Origin of the sequence: Roseibium sp. (assembly GCF_025698965.1) — a bacterium.
In the GTDB taxonomy this organism is placed as follows: domain Bacteria; phylum Pseudomonadota; class Alphaproteobacteria; order Rhizobiales; family Stappiaceae; genus Roseibium.
This window is the reverse complement of record NZ_JAILWL010000008.1, coordinates 13,485-35,223: the sequence shown is the minus strand read 5'-3', so window position 1 is coordinate 35,223 and position 21,739 is coordinate 13,485. Positions and strand designations below refer to the sequence as shown.

At 56.7% G+C, this 21,739-nt stretch carries 21 protein-coding genes; 17 read left to right on the top strand and 4 right to left on the bottom strand.

From position 1 onward, the window contains the following. The 10 genes from K5905_RS01545 to K5905_RS01500 all read left to right on the top strand — a co-directional run. Positions 1-794 (top strand): extracellular solute-binding protein (locus K5905_RS01545; RefSeq protein ID WP_297579466.1); only part of this gene is annotated, 794 nt, incomplete at its 5' end. Positions 795-907: 113 nt separating this feature from the next. Beyond that, a complete protein-coding gene (locus K5905_RS01540) occupies positions 908-1,789 on the top strand; it encodes an ABC transporter permease subunit (protein ID WP_297579463.1) in 882 nt (293 codons plus the stop codon). A gap of 10 nt (positions 1,790-1,799) precedes the next feature. Beyond that, on the top strand, positions 1,800-2,642 hold the full coding sequence (ugpE, locus tag K5905_RS01535) for a sn-glycerol-3-phosphate ABC transporter permease UgpE (RefSeq protein WP_297579461.1): 843 nt from the start codon (positions 1,800-1,802) through the stop codon (positions 2,640-2,642). An 8-nt stretch (positions 2,643-2,650) separates the two neighbouring features. Continuing rightward, on the top strand, positions 2,651-3,727 hold the full coding sequence (locus K5905_RS01530) for a sn-glycerol-3-phosphate import ATP-binding protein UgpC (protein WP_297579457.1): 1,077 nt from the start codon (positions 2,651-2,653) through the stop codon (positions 3,725-3,727). 208 nt (positions 3,728-3,935) lie between these two features. Further along, positions 3,936-5,066: a DNA alkylation repair protein gene (locus K5905_RS01525; protein WP_297579454.1), complete on the top strand. Its 1,131-nt coding sequence runs from the start codon at positions 3,936-3,938 to the stop codon at positions 5,064-5,066. Between the two features lie 284 nt (positions 5,067-5,350). Beyond that, positions 5,351-7,162, top strand: a complete 1,812-nt coding sequence (locus tag K5905_RS01520; protein ID WP_297579452.1) for a peroxidase family protein — start codon at positions 5,351-5,353, stop codon at positions 7,160-7,162. Beyond that, positions 7,159-8,010 carry a hypothetical protein gene (locus tag K5905_RS01515; RefSeq protein WP_297579450.1) on the top strand — a complete coding sequence of 284 codons (852 nt, stop codon included), beginning with the start codon at positions 7,159-7,161 and terminating at the stop codon, positions 8,008-8,010. Before K5905_RS01520 ends, K5905_RS01515 begins: the two co-directional genes overlap by 4 nt. Beyond that, the gene (locus K5905_RS01510) at positions 8,007-9,344 is read left to right on the top strand and encodes an NADH:flavin oxidoreductase (protein WP_297579448.1); all 1,338 of its coding nucleotides are present in this window, start codon (positions 8,007-8,009) and stop codon (positions 9,342-9,344) included. Before K5905_RS01515 ends, K5905_RS01510 begins: the two co-directional genes overlap by 4 nt. Further along, on the top strand, positions 9,341-10,861 hold the full coding sequence (locus K5905_RS01505) for a cytochrome c (protein WP_297579446.1): 1,521 nt from the start codon (positions 9,341-9,343) through the stop codon (positions 10,859-10,861). The genes K5905_RS01510 and K5905_RS01505 overlap by 4 nt, the downstream gene beginning before the upstream one ends. A gap of 14 nt (positions 10,862-10,875) precedes the next feature. After that, positions 10,876-11,295: a hypothetical protein gene (locus tag K5905_RS01500; RefSeq protein WP_297579443.1), complete on the top strand. Its 420-nt coding sequence runs from the start codon at positions 10,876-10,878 to the stop codon at positions 11,293-11,295. Between the two features lie 6 nt (positions 11,296-11,301). On the opposite strand, the gene K5905_RS01495 is transcribed toward K5905_RS01500, so the two are convergent. Both K5905_RS01495 and K5905_RS01490 read right to left on the bottom strand, forming a co-directional pair. After that, the gene (locus tag K5905_RS01495) at positions 11,302-12,489 is read right to left on the bottom strand and encodes a nitrate/nitrite transporter (protein WP_297579439.1); all 1,188 of its coding nucleotides are present in this window, start codon (positions 12,487-12,489) and stop codon (positions 11,302-11,304) included. Continuing rightward, the gene (locus K5905_RS01490) at positions 12,479-12,838 is read right to left on the bottom strand and encodes an MmcQ/YjbR family DNA-binding protein (protein WP_297579404.1); all 360 of its coding nucleotides are present in this window, start codon (positions 12,836-12,838) and stop codon (positions 12,479-12,481) included. Before K5905_RS01490 ends, K5905_RS01495 begins: the two co-directional genes overlap by 11 nt. A gap of 158 nt (positions 12,839-12,996) precedes the next feature. Between K5905_RS01490 and K5905_RS01485 the strand changes: the two genes are divergently transcribed. The 5 genes from K5905_RS01485 to K5905_RS01465 all read left to right on the top strand — a co-directional run bounded on the left by K5905_RS01485 (position 12,997) and on the right by K5905_RS01465 (position 16,653). Further along, complete coding sequence (locus tag K5905_RS01485) at positions 12,997-13,815, top strand: RNA polymerase sigma factor (RefSeq protein ID WP_297579401.1); 819 nt, start codon at positions 12,997-12,999, stop codon at positions 13,813-13,815. A 182-nt stretch (positions 13,816-13,997) separates the two neighbouring features. Continuing rightward, on the top strand, positions 13,998-14,399 hold the full coding sequence (locus K5905_RS01480) for a DUF4440 domain-containing protein (protein ID WP_297579398.1): 402 nt from the start codon (positions 13,998-14,000) through the stop codon (positions 14,397-14,399). A 473-nt stretch (positions 14,400-14,872) separates the two neighbouring features. Then, positions 14,873-15,730 carry a LysR family transcriptional regulator gene (locus K5905_RS01475; protein ID WP_297579395.1) on the top strand — a complete coding sequence of 286 codons (858 nt, stop codon included), beginning with the start codon at positions 14,873-14,875 and terminating at the stop codon, positions 15,728-15,730. A gap of 178 nt (positions 15,731-15,908) precedes the next feature. Then, on the top strand, positions 15,909-16,337 hold the full coding sequence (locus K5905_RS01470) for an Hsp20 family protein (RefSeq protein ID WP_297579392.1): 429 nt from the start codon (positions 15,909-15,911) through the stop codon (positions 16,335-16,337). A gap of 31 nt (positions 16,338-16,368) precedes the next feature. Further along, positions 16,369-16,653 carry a DUF1150 domain-containing protein gene (locus K5905_RS01465; protein ID WP_297579389.1) on the top strand — a complete coding sequence of 95 codons (285 nt, stop codon included), beginning with the start codon at positions 16,369-16,371 and terminating at the stop codon, positions 16,651-16,653. 64 nt (positions 16,654-16,717) lie between these two features. Here K5905_RS01465 and K5905_RS01460 read toward each other — a convergent pair whose 3' ends face one another. Both K5905_RS01460 and K5905_RS01455 read right to left on the bottom strand, forming a co-directional pair. Further along, entirely contained in the window at positions 16,718-17,998 is a 1,281-nt protein-coding gene (locus K5905_RS01460) for an OpgC family protein (RefSeq protein ID WP_297579386.1), read from the bottom strand. Between the two features lie 45 nt (positions 17,999-18,043). Continuing rightward, the gene (locus K5905_RS01455; protein ID WP_297579383.1) at positions 18,044-19,429 is read right to left on the bottom strand and encodes a tetratricopeptide repeat protein; all 1,386 of its coding nucleotides are present in this window, start codon (positions 19,427-19,429) and stop codon (positions 18,044-18,046) included. Between the two features lie 259 nt (positions 19,430-19,688). Here K5905_RS01455 and K5905_RS01450 point away from each other — a divergent pair, with 259 nt between their 5' ends. Further along, positions 19,689-20,861, top strand: coding sequence for a YeeE/YedE family protein (locus tag K5905_RS01450; RefSeq protein WP_297579380.1), 1,173 nt, complete (start codon positions 19,689-19,691; stop codon positions 20,859-20,861). Between the two features lie 73 nt (positions 20,862-20,934). Then, positions 20,935-21,414: a DUF302 domain-containing protein gene (locus K5905_RS01445; protein WP_297579377.1), complete on the top strand. Its 480-nt coding sequence runs from the start codon at positions 20,935-20,937 to the stop codon at positions 21,412-21,414. The last annotated feature ends 325 nt before the right edge of the window (positions 21,415-21,739 follow it).

The following is a 21,739-nucleotide window of genomic DNA, read 5'->3' as shown; positions in this document are numbered from 1 at the left end:
AAATCGCTCCGAAGCTGAAAGAAGCCGGCTACGTGCCGCTCGCTCAGTCTCACCTGCCGTGGATCTTCACCGAGAACTTCAAGTCCCGTCATAACCTGCAGTTTGCAACCAACAACAACGGTTACGATGGGGCCAAGGACACCACGCTGGTTTTCGGTGAGCCGATCAAGAACCACTTCACCGCCGTCAAAGGCTGGCTGGACGATGGCCTGTTCGGTTATTACGGCACCGGCTGGGGCGACAACCAGACACCGTTCAACGAAGGCAAGGTTGCCATGTGGCTCGGTTCCTCGGGGTCTTTCGGCGGCATCTCCAAGACCGTTGAGTTCCCGTTCTCCGCGACCTACCTGCCTTACTGGGACGCTGTTGACGGCGCAGGCACCGGCACCTTCATCGGTGGTGCGGCCCTGTTCTCCATGGCCGGCAAGCCGGACGAAGAAAACAAGTGTGTGGCTTCTTTCTTCGAATACCTGACATCTCCGGAAGTGCAGTACATGTGGCACAAGGAAACCGGTTATGTGCCGATCACCAATGCTGCTTACGAAGTGGCCAAGAAAGACGGCTACTATGAAAGCACTCCGGCTGCCGAAGTCGGCATCAAGCAGCTGACCCTGCCGGGTGGTGAATGGACCAAAGGTTACCGCATGGGCTTCTACGTCCAGATTCGCGACGTCATGAACCGCGAATACGGTAAGATCATGTCTGGTGAAACCTCCGTTGAAGATGCCTTCGCAACCATTGAAGCGGACGGCAACAAGCTTCTGGAGCGTTTCTCAAAGACCACCAGCAACTAAGCTGACTTTCTAAAACGGGGGCGCAACGCGTCCCCGTTTCCTTGAAGATTGAGCGGACTGACCGGTTTACTGGCAGTCCGCTTTCCCGGTTCCGGTGGTCGAGAAACGCAATAATGAAAAAAGTTCAGTTTCAGTCCCGGTGGCTACCCTACCTGCTGCTCCTTCCGCAGCTTGCCATCGTGACAATCTTCTTCCTTTGGCCTGCGGCGGAAGCCGTCCGGTCCTCCTTCTACCTGGAAGACCCGTTCGGTTTCGGCTCGACCTTTGTCGGTCTGGACAATTTCACCGACACGGTGACCTCGACCGACTACGGTCGCGTGGCGCGCTTTACCGCTGTCTTCACCTTCTTCGTGACCTTCCTGTCACTGGGGATCGCCCTGCTTTTGGCCGTCAAGGCCGACAAGGTCCTGCGGGGAGCCTCCAGCTACAAGACGCTGCTGATGTGGGTCTACGCGGTCGCACCCCCGGTTGCCGGTCTGATCGGTGTCCTTCTGTTCGATCAGCATGTCGGTCCGATTGTTGATTTTTTCGCCATGTTCGGCTGGAAAATGCAAATCGGCGTGGACTACTTTGACACCAGTTTCGCGATGATCGTGACCTCGGTCTGGAAGCAGATCCCGGTCAACTTCATCTTTTTCCTTTCCGGCCTGCAGGGTATTTCAAAGTCGGTTCAGGAAGCTGCCAGCATCGATTGCCGTTCCGGACTGCGCCGATTCTGGACCGTGACGTTCCCGCTGCTGGCTCCCACAGGCTTCTTCCTGCTGATCATCAACATCACCTACGCCTTCTTCGACACGTTCGGTATCGTCGACGTGATCGTGAAGAACGAGCCGGGCAACAACCCCGTGACGCTTGTCTACAAGGTCTATCTCGACGGCTTCCGCGGCAACGATCTCGGCGGGTCTTCGGCACAGTCGGTCATTCTGATGGCGATGGTGTTCATTCTGACAATCATTCAGTTCCGCCTTATCGAGCGGCGCGTGCACTACACGTAAGGAGGCGGTGATGAAAAAAATTCAGATCTGGGATCATGTCATCCTGCTAGCCGGCGTATTCTTCATGGTGACACCGGTCGTGCTGACCTTGATGACCAGCACCCACGACGCCATCACGGTCTACAAGGAAGGCGTACAGTTTCTTCCGGGCGGCAAGTTTCTTGAAAACTACGAAACCGTTCTGTTTCAGGCAGGCGGCTTTACCAAGGAAGTCGATGGTTTCGTCATGTTGAAAAACTCGATGATCCTGGGCTTTGGCTTCGCCATCGGCAAGATCATCATTTCGATGCTGGCAGCATACGCAATTGTCTATTTCCGTTTCCCTATGGCATCGCTGTGTTTCTGGGTGATTTTTGCAACGCTGCTGCTGCCGCTTGAAGTGCGCATTTTGCCGTCTTACGAAATCGTGCAGTCGCTTGGCATGGTGAACACCTATTCGGGTCTGATCGTGCCGCTGATCGCATCCGCCACCGGCACCTTCTTCTTCCGGCAGTTCTTTATGTCTGTTCCCGAAGAGCTCCTGGAAGCGGCGCGTATTGATGGTGCGGGTCCCTGGAAATTCTTCAAGGATATCCTGGTGCCGCTGTCCCAGACAATGATCGCGGCCATCTTCATCATCATGTTTGTTTACGGTTGGAACCAGTATCTCTGGCCGACCCTGATCACCACCGACGAAAGTCTGTTCACTCTGGTCCGCGGCATCAAGCAGATCCTGCAGGTCTGGGTGGGTGCGCAGATCCCGGCATTCAACGAAGCCATGGCGCTGGCCATTCTCGCCATTGTGCCGCCGGTTCTCATCGTGGTGGTCTTCCAAAGCTGGTTTGTTAAAGGGCTCGTCGAGAGCGATAAGTGAGGTTTTAAATGGCAACGATTACTCTCGACACCGTCCGAAAGGTGTATGCAGGCAATGTGGAGGCGGTCAAAGGCGTCTCCATCGATATTGCCGACGGCGAATTCATTGTTCTGGTCGGCCCGTCCGGCTGTGGTAAGTCAACCCTGTTGCGCATGGTCGCAGGCCTGGAAGACATCACCACCGGCGAAGTCAAGATCGGCGATCGCATGGTGAACAATGTCGATCCGGCAGACCGGGACATCGCCATGGTGTTCCAGAACTATGCGCTTTACCCGCATATGACGGTCTACAACAATCTGGCATATGGCCTCAAAAACCGGGGCATGGCCAAAGACGAGATCGACCGGCGTGTAAAGGAAGCGGCGCGCATTCTGGAAATCGGCGAATATCTCGACCGCAAGCCGAGAGCTCTCTCGGGTGGTCAGCGCCAGCGTGTTGCCATGGGCCGGGCGATTGTCCGCGAACCGGCGGCCTTCCTTTTCGATGAACCGCTGTCCAATCTGGATGCCAAACTGCGCGTTCAAATGCGTGTTGAAATCAAGCGACTTCAGCAGTCGCTCGGTACCACCAGCGTTTATGTGACCCACGATCAGCTGGAAGCCATGACCCTGGCGGACCGCCTGGTGGTCCTGAACGGTGGTAATATCGAGCAGATCGGTGCGCCGATCGATGTCTATGACAAGCCTGCCTCCACCTTCGTGGCAAGCTTTATCGGTTCGCCGGCAATGAACCTTTTGAACGTAAAGACGAATGGCAGCGGCCTTGCTCTGGAAGCGGGCGAAGGTCTGTCTGGTGCCAACACAATGGGCAGAGACAGCTATATCGTCGGTATCCGGCCGGAGCATCTGGAAGTCGTCGACAGTCCGCCATCGGACGATGGCATCGCTTTGGAAGTCAATGTCGACGTTCTTGAGCCGGTCGGCGCCGAGAGCTACGTCTACGCGAGCTTCCCGAACGGTGGCCAGGAAATCGTGATCAGGGTTTCCAGCCATGCGCATCACGAGCCGGGTGAAAAAATGTATCTCAAGGCGGCAGCCGAGAACGTGCATTTCTTTGATGCCGACACCGGTCGCCGGGTCGACTGAGGCCGGGACACGGAATAGGGACGGGCGGCGAACGAGGGTGCTGCCCACCCCTGGACAGCCACTCCGGGAAACCGGGGTGGCTTTTTTGTGGCTTTAAGGAAGTCTCCTGACAGTGCTTGTCAGGAAGTGACATCAAGTGGACTAGGACTGTGAGGACCACTCTGGCACACCAAAGGCAACCGCTGAATATGCACGAGGGATTGCACTGATGGAGCCATTTAAAAACAACATCTCACCCGACCTTGTGCAAAATCTTGGCTGCCTTCTGGGGCGTCACCTGCCTGATTTTGATCGGGCAGCGTATGAGGCCGCGATCCTGTCGAAGTTGCATGATCTTGAACTGAAACAAAGGGCCAGGCTGATTGCCGATGAAACCGGCAGGGCTCTACCCGAAGCGCTTCCCGAAAAGTTTCGAATTCTCCTCGCCATTCTGCACCCGGTTGAAAATGAAGGTGTCGACCGGGCAAGCGATGGTCAAGGTATTCGCGGTTGGGGCATGATGCCGTTGGGAATGGTCGTCACAGACTACGGTCTTGGGGATTTTGACAGTTCTTTTGCGCTTCTGAAGGAAATGACCAAGCGGGCGACCGCAGAGTTCGAAGTCAGACCGTTTCTGGCCAAAGATCAGTCCCGCGCCCTTGAGATCATGGCTCCCTGGGTGAACGACCCGAGCGTTCATGTCCGACGTCTGGTGTCCGAAGGTACGCGGCCGCGCTTGCCCTGGGGCATGCGTTTGAACCAATTGGTCGAAGACCCGACCCCGACCCTGCCGCTTCTGGAAGCGTTGAAGGACGATCCTGAAGAATATGTGCGCCGGTCTGTTGCCAATCACCTGAACGACATCGCCAAGGATCATCCGGACCTGGTTGCCGAAATTGCCGCGCGATGGCTGAAAGGGGCGGACAAACCTCGCGAAAAACTGGTGCGTCATGCCTGTCGGTCCTTGATCAAGCAGGGACATAAGGCAACTCTGGAAGCCTTCGGCCTCAAACCGCCCGAAATCGCCGTCGCCGGGCCGGAAGTGACGACCAGGACGGTTACCTATGGCAGCTCCGTGGCCTTTCAGGTCGAAATTCGATCAAAAAGCCCACAGCCTCAGGATCTGGTGATCGACTATCTGGTTCACTTCAAGAAGGCGAACGGGTCTTTGTCGCCCAAGGTCTTTAAATGGACCAAGGTGAAGCTGGCGCCCGGACAGACCCTGTCGCTGTCGCGCGAGCATGCTATCAGGCCGATCACGACCCGGGTCTACTACGGAGGCACACAGGCAATCGGCCTCAGGATCAACGGGCAGGACTTTGGGTATTCGAAATTTGAGCTGGTGATGACCGGCAACTAGCCGGCAGCAAGTTCGACATGGGAGCTGCGCCAGACTGTGCAAGGTGCCCTGAAGGAACATGAACTAGACGGTGAACTTGCATCGCGCTCAATGATTGGCGCCGGCCTGAAAATGTGCTTCCCAACCTCTCTGATCCTGGCTTGGAAAGTCTCCGCAATTTTACTTAAATGCAACAATGATAGGTATCAGAGTTTTATCTGAACTTCCTTTGGTTGCGTAGGAAGTTACGTTAGGTTAGCATTAAAAATTGGGGGGAGAGTTTTTTCAGAATTTGAGTAATAAAAATGCTATTTCTCAGATCGCTGGCTCGCCTGACAGAGCCGTATATTGTTTGGTTTAAATGGCCTTTCGTTCTGGCGTTGGCAATCGTCGTGGGCAACCGCGGCAATTTGAGAGCCAACAACCTGATCGACACCGAAACAGACCCGCCTTCGCCGCCGACACCGGACACGGATATCGTCGGCGCGCGAACCGTGGCAGGCAGCCATAACGATCTCGGCAGGCCGTGGATGGGCATGGCAAATTCCCGGTTCGGCCGAAACGTTCCATTGAAATCTGCCTTTGGCGAGCGGGAAGACGACAGGTTGATGGTCCCGTCGCCAAGGCTCATTTCCAACCGCCTGCTTGCGCGCAAGGAATTCACGCCGGTACCGCATCTCAACGTTCTTGCGGCGGCATGGATCCAGTTCATGGTTCATGACTGGCTCAGTCACGGCAAGAACGACAAGGACGCCGAACCCTTCAAGATACCGTTGCCCGAAGGCGACGATTGGCCAGACGGCAAAATGGAGGTTCTCAGAACCCGGCGCGCGCCTGAAGGTCCGTCAGACAAGAACCGGCCCGATGCTTTCATAAACACCGAAACCCACTGGTGGGACGGATCCCAGATTTATGGTTCGTCCGAACAGCGTCTGGAAGCGGTGCGGAAAGGCACAGGCAAGGACATCCTGCCGGATGGAAAACTCGCGCTGACCAAACAGGGTTTGCTGCCGATCGACAAGGCGTCAGGCGTGCCCAACCTGGAACTTAGTGGTGTCAATGGCAACTGGTGGGTTGGCCTGTCCGTCCTGCACACCCTGTTCACGCGTGAGCACAACACGATTGTCGACCGCTTGAAACTGGATCATCCGGACAAGGACGGCGCCTGGCTGTTCGACAAGGCAAGACTGGTCGTTTCAGCGCTTCTCGCCAAGATCCATACTGTCGAATGGACACCGGCCCTTATGGACAGTCCCGTTGGCCGGATGGCCATGCGCGGAAATTACTGGGGTCTGATGGGGGAGCGCTATTACAATACTTTCGGCCGTTTGTCCGACAGTGAAGTGGTCAGCGGCATCCCCGGTTCGCCTCAGGACCATCATGGTGCGCCCTATGCCATGACCGAGGAATTCACCGCCGTTTACAGGCTGCATTCGCTCATGCCGGACCAATTCTCGTTCCGGCAGGCAAGCGATGACGTCGGAATTCTCGACACGGACCTGGCGGGTGTCAGTCAGGGCAAGGTGAGCGGTCTTTATAAAAAAGTGCCGTTTGACGATGTGGTCTATTCTCTCGCCACCGAACATCCCGGCGCGCTTGCCCTGCATAACTTTCCCGAAGGTTTGCGCAATCTGACCAAGGAAAACGGGCGCCACGTGGATCTTGCGGCAATTGATATCCTGCGTGACCGGGAGCGGGGGGTCCCGCGATTTGCCGAATTCCGCCGGCAACTCGGCATGAAGGTGCCGGAAACCTTTGCGGACATCACCTCCAACGAGACTTGGCAGAAGGAACTGGAGGAAGTTTACGGTGGCAAGGTCGAAGACGTTGACCTTCTCGTTGGCTGCCTGGCTGAATCCACCTCTGATCGCGGTCAGCCGCCAAGGTTCGGGTTCTCCGACACGGCCTTCCGTATCTTCATTCTCATGGCTTCACGCCGGTTGAAGTCGGACAGGTTTTTCACCGATGATTTTCGGCCGGAAATCTACACGGAAGCCGGTTTCCGTTGGGTGCAGGACAACACCCTCACTTCGGTGCTGACGCGGCATTGTCCGGCCTTGGCACCTGCATTTGCCGATGCGCGCAACGCCTTCTTTCCCTGGAGACGGGGGCAATGAGGTCGCTGAGAATTCCGGGCTTGATCGATCTGATCAGCGTGTCGGATCCAGCCCTGGTACGCAGCCTTGCGGACAATCCGGATCTGGATCGCCGCAACGAAGGTGGTCCTCTTCTTGTTCGAATGATCCGACGGCGACTGGCGCAGACGCTGAAGACGCCGGAGGGGGCGTTGCCAAGCAACCTGCCAAGAGGCAGTGGTGAGCGGAGCACGATGCGCAAGGATCTGGTCGAGCGTTTGAAAGATCCGGATCTGGACGCGGCGTTGAACGGCGCGGTCGAGCAATGCGCAACTTTTGTCGAGAAGGGCGAGGGAGACCCCGGTCTCCTGGCGCAAACGTTGTTCGGAAGAATTTTCGTTGCCGACTTTGCGGCAGACATCCAGACCTGGGAAGCTGCGAAGACCATAAACCAATCTCTCGGGACACCGTCGTTCAGAAGTCTGTTTTCGCGATTGACCGGCAAGCTGGATCAGGCGCAACGGGTGCTGTCGCGTGCCATGGCAGGTGACCGCAGTGGGGTACATGCGATCAGCGTTGCCGTTCACAATTTCGCCGAAACGCTTGAAACGATGCGCACGCTCGACCGGTCGACCCCGGCAGAGCAGGTTGTCGCGGTGGCATTGGTTGTCCCGGATCGGGTCGTGCGGCAGGGTGCGTCGATTGCCGAGACCCTGGCAGGACGCGTCCGACCGGGAACGCTTGTCATCCTGAACGTAGCGGAAGCACAGCTGCGCAGTCCGGATCCGTCGATCGGTTTTCTCCGAGATGCCTGGAGCGGGTGTCCGGCTCATGCATTTGTCCCTCACATGATCACCCGGATCTGGATCGCAGCAGGAGGGAAATCGTGACCGACCCGATTTTCCAGCCCCTGCATTTCCGGAACCTGACTGTGAAAAACCGCGTGTTCCGGTCCAATATATCGGGTCGGTTTGACAATGAAGACGGCTCTCTTTCTCAGACGCGGATCAATTGGGAATGTAAGTTCGCAAGAGGAGGTGTTGGCGCCATCATCTCCTCCTACGTGCCCGTTCGGCTCGATGGACGCATCATTGCGGGATACGCGACAATTCACCGGGACGACTTCATTCCCCTATGGGCGAAACTGGGGGAGGCCGTGCGGGCAAATGGAGCCAAATACATCCTTCAGCTCAGCCATTCCGGCAGACAGATGGATCTGCCTGGAATACACAATCAGCTTCGGCGCACGCCTTCTGCGACATCCAGAGCGGAGCCACTGCACGGTTTTCTGACAGAGGCGATGTCGACGGGAGAAGTGCGCCGCATGGTGCGCGACTTTGCGCGCGCTGCCTGGCGAGCCCGGGAAGCAGGACTTGACGGTATCGAATTGCACGCGGCCAACGGCTATCTTTTCACTCAGTTCCTGTCTTCGGCAATCAATGATCGCTCGGACTGCTATGGTGGGTCCCTGCGCAACCGTGCCCGATTTCTTCTCGAGGTAATTGCAGCCATCCGCGACACGGTTGGCTCAGATTTTCACCTGCAGGTGAAACTGTCGGCGACCGATCACAACAATGTCCTGCCTTGGGAATCCAAGGGCAACACGCTGGCTGACACCATACAGGTGGCGCAATGGTGCGAAGCCCTTGGAGCAGATGCGCTTCACGTTTCAACCGGCAGTCTTTTTCCGCACCCGCTGAACCCACCGGGAGACCTGCCGCTGGAAATTCTGGCGGTAACCTATGACGCCATGATTTCAAGTGGCATTCACGGGTTCCGGAATTTCCTGATGTTCCGCTATCCCTCCTTGAGACCGATATTCCGCTGGATGTGGTTCCGTATGAAGAAAGGCCGCCCGGTCGAGGGAGTTGGTCTGGATGAAGCGCGCGCAATCCGGAACGCAGTCTCCATCCCCGTAATTTCAACGGGAGGGTATCAGAACGCGTCCTTCATACGCGGTGCCATGGAACGGGGTGAGCTGGACGCCGTCTCCATTGCGCGCTCGCTTGTTGCCAACAACGACCTTGTCAAGCAATGGGCCGGCGGGGCAGATGTGCCCGAACGGCCTTGCACCTATTGCAACAAATGCCTCGTCAATGCGCCCAAAAATCCGATGGGCTGTTATGAAGAAGCCCGTTTTCCATCTCGCAAAGCAATGATCGATGAATTGATGTCGATCTATTCGACCCGCGCTGACCTCAAAATTCCGGAGGTGCAGCAATGAGTTACCCAACGGCTGTCGAAGCTGAACTCGCCCGTCGCCGCCGGTCGCCCCTGGGGCGCATCGTGAGGCTGCTGATCCTGCTTTGGGGTGTCGTGTTCCTGTTGGCGATCATTCTGTTGGCCACTGTCGCCGGCCGGTTCATGTCGTCCGGTCCGACGGTCTACGCGGACATAGACGATCATTTTCGCTTTGGTTCGATCGGGGCGGAAACGGCGTCAGGTTTGCCTTATCGGGTCTGGAAGGCTTTGCCCTTCCTGTTTCCAGAGCATTTCGATGGCCGCAAGGACTATTCGACTTTCGGATTTCTTTATGAAGACGACCGCGATCTGCCGATTGGGATCAGCGAGCGCACACAGCAGGGTGTGGATCTTGTCTGGTTCAATTGCGCGGTATGTCACACGGGGCGATACAGGCTGGAGGAGCGCGGCGACCCGCACCTGGCGTCAGGAATGCCCGCCAACACGCTGGATCTCGGCAAATTCACACAAATGGTCATTGATGTTTCTGGTGATCCGAAACTTGCACCCGAGCCATTGATGGCGGCGATGGAGGAAGCAGGGGTCGGGCTCGACCCGCTGGACAAGATAATCTGGCGCTTTGCCGTTTTCCCCAGGCTCAGGGAAGGATTGCTGGACCGGGCCGCTCGCCTTCGCCCCCTGCTTGCACGTCAGCCGGACTGGAACCCCGGCCGTGTGGACACGTTCAATCCATATAAGGTTCTTGAATTTGACATTGCCGCAAGCGAACTCGATGAAACGGAAGTCGTGGGTGCCTCGGATTTTCCCTCAATTTTCCTGCAAGGTCCGCGCGAGGGAATGCAACTGCATTGGGACGGCAACAACGACAGTCTTGCCGAACGCAATCTGTCGGCCGCTCTTGGCGCCGGCGTCACGCCTGAAACAGTAGACCACGCCAGTATTGAGCGGGTCGCAGCCTGGTTGTCCGATTTCGAACCACCGGCAAGCCCTCACCGGCCGGACCCCGAAGCGGTCGTCCGTGGGCGTGAGCTCTATATGGACAAATGCGCTGCCTGCCACGGCTATCAGGGGAGTGAAGGTTATGTCTTCGAGGGGGCGAAGCTTGGAACCGTCGAGCTGATCGGTGAAATCGGCACCGACCCGGCCCGATTGGACAGCTACACGAAGGCTTTTTCCGATCTGCAGAAAGAAAAGCTGTTTGCAGGCACACCACATGCCTTCCGCAGGTTCCGCAAAACTGATGGCTATGCCAATGCACCGTTGGACGGTCTTTGGCTGAGAGGACCCTATCTACACAACGGTTCTGTTCCGACACTCGCGGACCTTCTCGAAGCACCGGAAAACCGGCCGGCCACCTTTTTGCGGGGTGGCGATGTCATTGACGGCAATGGCGGTTTTGTCTCGCCTGCCTGTGAGCCCGACATGCCGAATTGTTTCGATACCAGATTGCCCGGCAATTCGAATTCTGGGCACGTCTATGGTGTCGGTCTCGACGCGACCGCCAAGGCGGACCTGCTGGCCTATCTCCTCACATTCTGAACATTGGAGCTGACATGAATTCCCTCTCCATCGGATCAACCAAGGCCCAGGCCAAAACGCTCATCTCCCGTCACCGGAGAATCTTCGGTCTCGCGCTTGCTCTGCAGATCGTCATAGGCGCTTTGTTTCTGCTTCTGCCAAGCTTTTCACTCAGCGTGGTTGGACTACCGACCACCATGGGACCGCAATGGCCCTCGATCTGGGGGGCGACGCTGATTTTCGTGACGGTGATGCAAGTCCCCGGTGCCCTCGATCCGATCAATCAGCGTTACGCCAATGTCGTCGCAGTTCTCGGACGCTTGCTGATGGTCATCACCTTTCTGTCTTTCGGCGGCCCATTTGTGGTTTTCGCGCTGTTCGACCTGGTATTTGGCGCGCTGATTTATGTGGGGTTCCGCCGGGCGGTGATCGCCGAACTTCAGAGCCGGCCTTAAGTTGAATTAGGAAAGCCGTTTCAACCGCAGCATTCCTACAATTCCGAGCGCCGGGCCGATGGCCATGATCACGAAGACGCCCGGCCAGCTGATCCAGTCGGCTGCAAGGGGTGTCAGCTGTACTGTGAAGAAGGTCAGGGCGAAGCCGAGGGCGGTCTGGAACGTCATCAGGCTGCCGGCCTGATCGGGGGGTGAATTGTCGGCGACGAGTGCCGAAAACTGGGCCGAGTCCGGCAGAATGGCCGCGCCCCAGACGAGCACGCATAGGGTCGTCAACCAGGCCGGGCCGCCAAAGGTAAGTGCAGTGGCAATTGCGGCGCTGCCACTGACGGACATGGCCAGAATGGCAATATTGGCTTTGCCGACGCGGTCGGCCACAAAACCGGCAACGACACTGGCAACACCACCGGCGGCAATTGTCAAAAACGCAAACAGCCTGGATAGGGATAGAGCAGTGTCGGAAGACATCTGACCGGAGAATGACACTGTCAGCGCAACACCGATCCAGGCCCACATGGCATAAAGTTCCCACATGTGGCCAAGATAGCCGCAATATGCGTAACGGATTTTCCGGTTGGTCCAGGCTGTCAGAACCGCCTTCAGTTTCATGCGTGGGGCCCGGGCATGAAAGGGACCAAGGCCGGTGAAGAGGCATGCAACACCCCCAAGCGCCGAGGCAATGGAGGCGACGCTCAAGGCCCAGCGCCAGTCGGTTCCACCCAGAAGTGCCAGAAAATGCGGGGCGGCGGAGCCGAGTGTCAGAGCGCCGACAAGCGTGCCGACGAGAAGGCCGCGATCTTCCTTGCCCCATCCAACTGCAATCTTCATTCCGACGGGATAGACACCGGCGAGCAGTATGCCGGTGACGAAGCGGGCAAAAATCGAAACATCACCACCGGGTTCCACCACCAACAGGCTGGCATTGAAGAGAGCGGCAAGAATGGCGCAAGTGGCGAAGAAACGGCGCGGGTCGATCCGGTCCGCCAGTCCCAGTAGCGCGGAAGCAAGAGCTCCGGCGACGAAGCCGATCTGGACAGCACTGGAAAGTGCAGCCTGACGGAATTCGGAAATCTCGAATTCGCGCGTCAGGTCCGGCAGGATTGCCGCCGACATGAACCACAGGCTCATTCCAGCGACCTCGGCCAGCATCAGCAGCGAGAGCGACCGCCACTTACCGGAAAAGTCAGACAGCAAGACCAAGCTCTTTCTGAACTTTCTTTGTCAGTTTGCCTGCAATGATTTTGTAAGCCGCCTCGATATAGGCTTTCAGGTCTTCGTCGGAGAGCGCACCTTCTTCCTCCATCTGCACCCATTTGGCGCGGGCAAGATAGGGTGCCGGAATCAAGCCTTCCTGTTGGATGAGCAGGGAATAGGAGATGTCGGAGCATTTGAAGCTGAAACGTGGACGGTCGCCTTCTCCCCAGCCGGAGCAGATTGCAAAGATCTTGCCGCCAACCTTCCAGACGGAGGCATTGCCCCACTGAATCACATGAGTGGTCGCAGGCAATTGCTTGCAATAGGTATCAAAATCGTCGCGGGTCATCTGAAACTCGTGCCTGAAAAACAAGGGAGAAAAGGGGGAGCGCAACAGTGACGTTTCTTTTTCGATCCTGCAAGTCGAGGCTTGATCAAAAAAACATGTCACACATTTCCGCGTCAGTCCCTCTAACACTATAGATCGACAGAAAACGGGATCATGTAATGAAAGTCAGGGACATTTCTCCTCAGGACGTGAAGTCGGCCCAGTCCGGGGACAGGACGGCGCTGGAAGCTGTGCTGGTGGGAATTCAGGACCGGATCCACACTCTGGCAAGACGAATTCTGGTGAACCCGGAGGACGCGAATGAAGCCACACAGGAAATTCTGATCCAGATACTGACCAAGCTGTCGACCTTTCGCGGTGAAAGCGCCTTTTCGACCTGGGCCTATAGTGTCGCTGTTCGGTATCTGCTGTCCGCGAAAAGGATACGTGAGCGGGATATGGGTCTGACATTTGAAATATATGCGGCGGATCTGGAAACCGGTCTCGTCGCGGACCCGCCTGAGGCCCCGGACCAGGCACTTATGCTGAATGAGTTGCGGGTCTCCTGCACAATGGCAATGCTGCTTTGTCTGTCGATGGACCTGCGCCTTGCCTATGTGCTCGGTGATGTCCTGGAAATGGATCACGTTGAAGCATCGGAAGTCCTGGAGCTGACACCCGCCACTTACCGCAAGCGCTTGTCGCGTGCCCGCACCGAAGTGCATGGATTTACATCCCGTCATTGCGGGCTGATCAGCGACAAGGCGAAGTGCACCTGTGCAAAACGGCTTCCGGCAGCAATCGAAATGGGGCGCATCCGTCAAGGTTCGTTCCCCAATTCGATGGGATCACCACTCAGTTATCTGGACGCGAAACAGCAGATTGAAGCTGTCGTTGACGATCTCAAGACCTTCAAGCTGCAAGGGACAGTACCTCAGCATGAATGTCCGCAGGAGATCCGTTCGCAGTTGACTAGAATTCTGTCGCCAAACCTCTAGGCGCGGACCCGCCAGACCTCAATCCCTTTTAACCAGCTTGGCATCAAGCGGGACTGGCACCGCTTTGCCTGAGCAAATTCAGGAGACGAACTATGCGACGTCAAATTCACGCCCTTGCAGCGGCAAGCTTGATTGCCGTGTCAGTTTTTTCTCAACCCACATATGCGGAAGGAATTCAAAAAATGACACAAGACCAGCAGGATGTTCTCGCGCTCGTTCAGAAGATGACCAGCTCATTCGAAGCCGGAGATCTTGAAACGGTCATGCAGACCTACGAGCCCAATCAGACGATCATGTTTCAACCCGGGGAACCTGTGTCGGACCGTGACGCAGCCAGGGCGGCTTTCGAGCAGATTTCGGCTGTTTCACCGAAGTTTTCCTATTCCGGTCACGAAGTGATTGTGGAAGGTGACATTGCTGTTCATATCGCACCCTGGCAGATGACCGGCTCTGATCCGGAGGGCAACAAGATCGAGGGGCAAGGATTGTCCATCGCGGTGTTGCGCCGCCAGTCGGACGGCGCCTGGAAAATGGTCATTGACAACCCGCATGGCGGCGATCTGATGACAAACGCTTCAAACTGAAATCTGAACCAGGCTGCACAGACCCAGGTGCAGCCTGCCGCTTGTTGTCCTGGGGGCAACCGACCTTGAAGTTCTGCCGGGGGATTGGAGACTTCAGCGGGTTCTCAAGAAGAGATCGTTGCCAAAATGCGGTTTTCCCGAACGGGTTGAACACTGAAAGCCAGTGAAAGCGAAAGAAGGCCGTTGTCCATTCAATCCGCTTCTGGCGCCGAAGTTTTAGCGCTAATTGCTCATAATAAATGTGCTCCGGGAGGTCCGCCGGCCAAAACTCGTCATGGTAGGGAAACAGGTCGCGTCGGGGATCGTTCCAGGCACGCAGCTTGTCTTGAGTGGATGTGTTCAAGTCCTGAAGAGAATAAGGAAAGGGCATCTGCTTTTCCTCTCATATTTGATTTTGATGGAAGGCTTGATGCATAATTTCTCATAGATGGACGCTATTTGCATGTTTTCTAAGTGAAATTGAGATTTCAAAAATGAAACGAAATCTGGATTGGGAAAATTTGAGACTGTTTCTTGCCGTTGCGAAGGCAGGTGGTCTTGCTGGTGCCGCAGAAAAAACGGGTGTCAGCGCGGCAACGCTCGGTCGGCGGGTGTCGTCATTGGAAAGAAGCCTGAATGTCCGGCTGGTCGAACGGGAGGCGCGAGGCTATGTGCTGACCGCAGCGGGGCGAGAGCTGGTTCTTCAACTGGAAGGCATGGATCAGGCCGCCAGTTCGATTTCCACTTGGCGGGAGAGCGGCAGAACACGCCGCCGCGTCCGGATTTCGGCCGGAGATTGGACCACCCGATTGTTGATGGACAATATTGACGCGTTCTGGATGCCGGACGCGGCTTGGGTACCGGAGTTCCTGGCCGACCCGCACAATAGGGACGTCGCCCGGAGGCAGATCGATATCGGTATCCGAAGCCGACGCCCAAAGCAGGAATGGCTAGCAGGGCAGAAAATCGGCGTGGTCAGGTTTGCTGCCTATCAGGCGAGAAGCGTATCGGCCGATGGCGAGATCGGATGGATCGGGCTTGTTGAGGACGAAGCCCATTTTCCGACCGGACTTTGGCTCAAGGAAAATCACGGTGATGAGATTACCATCACAGTGAACAAGGCCTCCTTGGCCCTGTCGCTGGTGCGCAAAGGTCAGGTGCGCATGCTGCTGCCGATGTTTGTCGGCGAAGCATTTGAGGATCTTGTCCGTATTTCAGAGCCCATTGATCGCCTGCAGACGGAACGTTGGCTGGTAATGCACCAGGACGAACGCCACGAGCCGCTTGTGCGTCAGGCGGTTTCGGCGCTTGCCCGATTTCTGAAGCAGGATCCGCAACTAAAACACTTCTGAAACTGGAGTACCTGTGAACAAAGTCGGGAAAACCGTGCTGAAAACGGCCAGAAAGCCATCCTCCTTGAATCAATTTTAACAAGTCGCCATATTTAATACTGAATGGAGCCGAAAGGTTCCAGTTCGGATGCCTTTGTAAGGGTCCGGATGCAAGGTCGCTTCGACAAGGACTTTGAGGATGTCACGCATGTCAGCGTTTTCTAGCCCGTTTATGCTCGGGTTCGACGATATCGAGCGTGTGCTTGATCGCGTTTCCAAGGCTGCCAATGATGGTTATCCGCCCTATAATATTGAAAGACTGCCGAAAACCGACGGTCAGGGCGACATAATCCGGATCACTTTGGCAGTGGCTGGTTTCACAAGAGATCAGCTCGACGTCTCCGTTGAGGAGAGCCAATTGGTCATTCGCGGCAGACAGGTTGATGACAAATCCCGCCAGTATCTGCATCGCGGCATCGCCGCTCGGCAGTTCCAACGGGCGTTCGTCCTGGCTGAGGGGATCGAGATCCTCGGAGCCGACCTGAAAGATGGGCTCCTGTCCATCGATCTGGCACGCCCGGAACCGGAACGTGTCATAAGAAAAATAGAAATCTCCAGCGGCGAATAGACCCTCGTCGGCCAACAGATGGAGAATACTGATGCACGACCCAAATAGCCCGGCCTGGGCAGACCGCATACAACTGTCCGAATTCATGTCCGTCGATGAACTGACGGAACTTGGTACAGGCGATGTCGCTTATATCAAGGCAATCAAGGCAAGCGATCTTCGGGAGATGTTCCCGGAAGTTCCGCCCCTGCATGACAACATGACCCTCTATGCCCTGTTGAACGCAGACGGCACGCCTATCCTTCTGGCAGACAGTCGCGAGGCGGCTGTTGCCAACGCGTTCGAGGCGGATCTGGAAATGGCATCGCTGCATTAAGCGATACTCTCCTGACGTCCTGCCTTACAAAAAAACACCGGCCCTTTTGGCCGGTGTTTTTGTTTTAGGACAAAGCGGGCTCGCTGGACTTGGACAAGGACTTCTGGGTCTCTTGCCGGGTGTCCTTGGGTGTAGGAGCCGGAATGTCGGGGGAGCCGGTCGGTGGAACCTTGGGCGGTTTGCGCCAGGGTTCGCTCTTGTACCAGCCGACCACATAGGCGACCGCAATCAGTGCCGCAAAGCCGAACAGGTTTGACAGGATCTGCGGGATCCAGTCGCCGCGTCCCCAGACCATGTCGCGCAGCAGACCGGCGGCCTGGGCGATCACCAGACTTGCCATGAAGACGGCAAGCGACTGCTGGCCCACTTTCTGGACAATCCGGACGAACCAGCCCCACACGGCACCGTGCCCGAGCAGGCGCTTGCCGTGTTCTCCGGCCGCCACCCAGCCGAGATAGGCCAGTGCCAGGAAGTGGAGATAGCGGAAGAGGCCGAACTCGGTCTTCACCCAGAGCGGCCGGATGGATTCGCGCACTTCACGTGCCCAGACGAAATCCCAGTTATTTGCACCGTAGAACCGGAAATAGGCAAAGGGGATTGTGACGACAACAACCGCAATGCAGAAGACGACCAGTTTTCGGCTGACCGGCGGGGCCGGGATCCAGCCGCGCATGAAGGCAAATCCAGTGAAGAACAGCATTTGCCAGGCAAACGGATTGAAAAACCAGACCCGGTCTGACCACGGTTCTGCCGGCAGGTCCAGCCAACCGAACTGGGACGCCAGCCAGAGCCCGATTGAAACCGCGAAGGCACCAGGCACGGAATAACGGGCGACCAGCATGATCACGGGGATCAGTGCCAGGATAACCACATACATCGGCAGGATGTCGAAGTAGTTCGGCACCCAGGTCATTGTCATGATACCGGGCAGGGCAACCTTGGTATTGTCGAAAAGGTGCCAAAGGTTCAGCGACACCACGTAGTCCTGCGTAAGATCGCAGCAGCTGGTTAGGAAACCGCTTTCGTGGATCATCACCAGGACAACGGCAATCACCAGCAATTGGCCGATAAACGCCCAGTAGACCTGCCACATTCGGTGCAGGATACGGGCAGCTCCGATGCCCCAGCCATGACGATCGAAGATTTTGCCGAAGGCAATGGCTGACGCCATGCCGGAGCAGAAGACGAAAATCTCGGTCGCATCGGAAAACCCGAAACGGGCCGGGATCCAAAGGGTCCACCAGTTCCAGGGCACATGGGCGACATAGATGATAAACATGCCGATCCCGCGGAAGAAATCCAGTCGCGGGTCACGCGGGCGCTTCGCTTGAGTATGAACGTTCACGTCAAATCCAGGGTATTTCAATCAATGTTTCGAGCGGGGAAGGCTTTAGACCGAATTCGCCGCCCGGAGTTTTTCATCTTCCATCACCTGCTCGGCGCGTTGCATCTTATCGCAAACTTCAAGACGTTGCTCGGCAAACCGGTCAAGCGCACCGCGTTTGCGGCTGCGGCTCTTTATCAGGACTTCCGCTTCGGTCGAAAAGCCTGCACGCAAAGCCGCGTCGATAGTGATCCGCTCGAAGACGTCGCGTTGGGCGTGAGATCCGCCGACCATGTATAGATTGTCTCTGGACGACGTCAGCAATGTGAAGGCAGAGGCGAAGTTTCCTTTCCGGTACTGTTCCAGACCCAGACCGGTTGGCAATCCGGCTTCGGCAGTGATCCGGCCGATATCGGTCTCGTGTTTTGCACGTTCCTTCAAACCGGTGAGCAGCCGGTCAGCGCCCATGCGGCGACCGCCATTCAAAAGCGCCAGCAGATAATGCAGATCGGCAAAAACATTGCAGCCGTCCTCGGCACGTTTGTCGGAAAGCAGGGCGATTTCGTCCCAGCGGGAACCGACATCCACACCTTCAAGCTCCAGCCGTACCAGCAGCGAAGCGGCATTCGAGATGTCGCGATAGTCGTCGGTCTTGTCCTTGCGGATATCGGCATCGTAAAGCGCAAGCGCCTTGTCGGCCTGGCCCTGATCCAGATACATCAGCGCAAGGTGCCACCACACGTGATAGCCGAAATTGTTGCAGTGAGCCCAACCGTCCGGATGATTTTCCAGCCAGCCGGCCCCTTCTTCGGACCGTCCGGTCATGTCATGCACATGGGCAACCGCATGAAGTCCCCAGGCATCGTCACGGGCGAATTCCAGACCACGGCGGCCTGAAGCTTCCGCTTGCCTGTAGTCCCCTGTCTCTTCCAGCGAAAACGCTCTGCAGCCGAGGAGGTAGCCATAGGCAGGATGCGCTTCTCCAAACGCGGGATAGATGCGCTCGATGGACTGGTACATTCCGGCCGAGTCGCCGAGCACGAAGCGGATGGCATGGACAAGTTTCATGATCAGCGCATCTTCAGGCACTTTCACAAGCATTGCGTCTAGAATGTCGGCAGACCTTGTCGGAAATCCTTGCAGCCAGGCTCCCAATGCGTCGAGAACAGCGGTCTCCCGATCGGTGATCGGCGTGTGTTCTGCTGAGGTTCGGGCAATGGACAGGCACTCTCGAGCGGTGGCGTTGAGTTCCTTGCGTCCTAGCAAGAGGCAGAACAGGCCACGTGCCGCGTGACCAAGCGCGAAGTCGGGTGCAAGATGCAGGCAGGTTTCCAGATGCGTCGGCGTTTCTTTGCCGTGGGCCAGAAAGGCCTGTACGGTTGCGTTCCACGACGCAAGGGCGTCCTTGTCTGTCAGCGTAAGGTCAAATCCGAATTGGTCACTAAGACGCATGTCAGGCCTTCATGGTTTCAAAGCTGTGCCTCCCGAACCGATCGAAAATCGATCAAGGAGCCATCCAGCTGAATGCAAAGTCACTGCCTAAATTCCGCACGCTTCACATGAACTGCAAAACACAAAAAGGTGTTGGCATTGTGTAGGCCACAAAATGACACTTTCATTGCGAAATTATGGCCACTGATGCGAGGGTGGAATTGAAACTATCGGCAGCCTGCTTTCGTCGAGCAGGGCGCTGCCTCAGGGATGACAATTCATGGCGTTGACCGTTCAAAGATCGCAAGCAACCGTTGTCGGAATTGCCGCTTGCCTGTTGCTTCTGATTGCGATCGGTGCCTATGCGGAGGCCGGTCCGCGCCAGGCCGCCGCGACGCTGATTGGCGGAGTTGCGGGATTGTCACTGTATCATGCCAGCTTCGGCTTCACGGCAGCATGGCGCCGGATCGTAACCGAAAAGCGCGGCGGAGGACTGCGCGCCCAATTCGTGCTCATCCTCCTGACAAGCGCGGTTTCCTTTCCCCTGATCGCCTGGGGCAGCCAGTTGGGTTGGCCGACGGGCGGTTTCGTCTTTCCTTTCGGGGTGGCAGCAGCACTTGGCGCTTTCATGTTCGGTATCGGCATGCAACTGGGTGGCGGCTGTGGCTCCGGTACATTGTTTACAGCCGGTGGCGGCTCCACACGGATGATGATCACGCTGACCGCCTTCATTCTCGGCTCGGTCGTTGCCACCGCCCATCTTCACGTGTGGGGGAAACTGCCGAAACTGCCGCCCGTGTCGATTATCCGCGAATTCGGGCCCCATGGTGCCTTTCTGCTTACGGCCCTGGTTTTGGGGATGTTGGCATGGGCGACACTTCGCATCGAGCGCGGTGCTCACGGCGACATTGCCCCTTTGCGAAGAACGGGGTCGTTTCTGGCTGGCCCCTGGTCGCCAATGTTGGGCGCGGTGATGCTGGCGCTTGTGGGGATTGCGACGTTTGTTGTTGTCGGCAGACCCTGGGGGATCACCTCCGCATTTGCGCTGTGGGGCGGCAAATTGTTTCATGCGCTGGGCATTCCGGTGGACACCTGGCCCTACTGGACCTGGCAGCGCAGTGCGCTGGAAAATTCAGTTCTGCGCGACACGACATCGGTGATGGATTTCGGCGTCATTCTGGGTGCGATGATCGCGGCTGCACTGGCTGGCAGGTTCGCGCCGGTCTGGCAATTGGGCCGGAGAGACGTTCTGACCGCAATTGCCGGCGGCTTGCTGATGGGATACGGGGCCCGTCTCGCCTATGGTTGCAACATCGGGGCATATCTTGGAGGTCTCGTCTCGGGGTCCCTGCATGGTTGGTTGTGGTTGGTTTTCGGCTTTCTCGGCAGCCTTCTGGGGACCCGTCTCAGGGTGCGGTTCGGGATGGAACAGCCTTCAAAGGCGCACACCTGAATGTGAAATACGCGTGATTTCGGGATCGGTAAATTGACTGTGATCTTCAAGCCGGCCACCGGGAGTCCAGTTCATGCGCCTTTTTGCAAGTTTCATATTCCTGCTTTCGCTCGCAACAGCAAGCACCCGAGCGGACAGTGTTTCGCCGCGTGAAGGCTGGCAGGTCGTCCCCACGACCAAGAGTTATGGCAATCTTGTTGAAGATCTGAAAACGGCGGTAAAGGCGCAGAAGATGTTGCTCGTCACGCAGGCAAGTGCATCCGCCGGCGCCAAGGGGCGTGGCATCACGATCCCGGGGAACCGGATCGTCGGGGTCTACCGCAATGATTATGCGCTGCGGATGCTGGAGGCATCCATTGCCGCCGGCATTGAAGCCCCGATCCGATTCTACGTTACCGAAAACAGTGACGGCACGGCGACGCTCTCGTGGAAAACGCCCGGATTCGTGTTCGCGCCTTACATGGAAGAAGGCGGAGATGCTCTGGCTGAACTGGCCGCAGAACTCGACAACGTGTTTCAAACGATCGCCGATCAGGCTGTGTCCTCTCAGTAACACATATCTCACATGTTTGTTTTGCACGGGGATCTTTGAAGTTTTGGACTTGTGATGCGGCTTTGAAAGCCTCACATTAATTGTGTCGTTAACAAGAGAAAGGAGGTGTGCCCATGTCTAATGAGTATCTGAGCGTGACCCAATTGTCTGGGTGGAATGTTTCGGTGCTGGAGCAGCCTCTTGCGTTGAAAAGTTTCACTGGGATCTGATCCGGACATCAAGTCACGTAGATCTCATGGGAGGGCCGCATTGCGGCCCTCTTTTGTTTTGGAAATCGATCAATGTTGAAAAAAAATTCAGCCAGTGGAAAAAATTTGATTGTGAT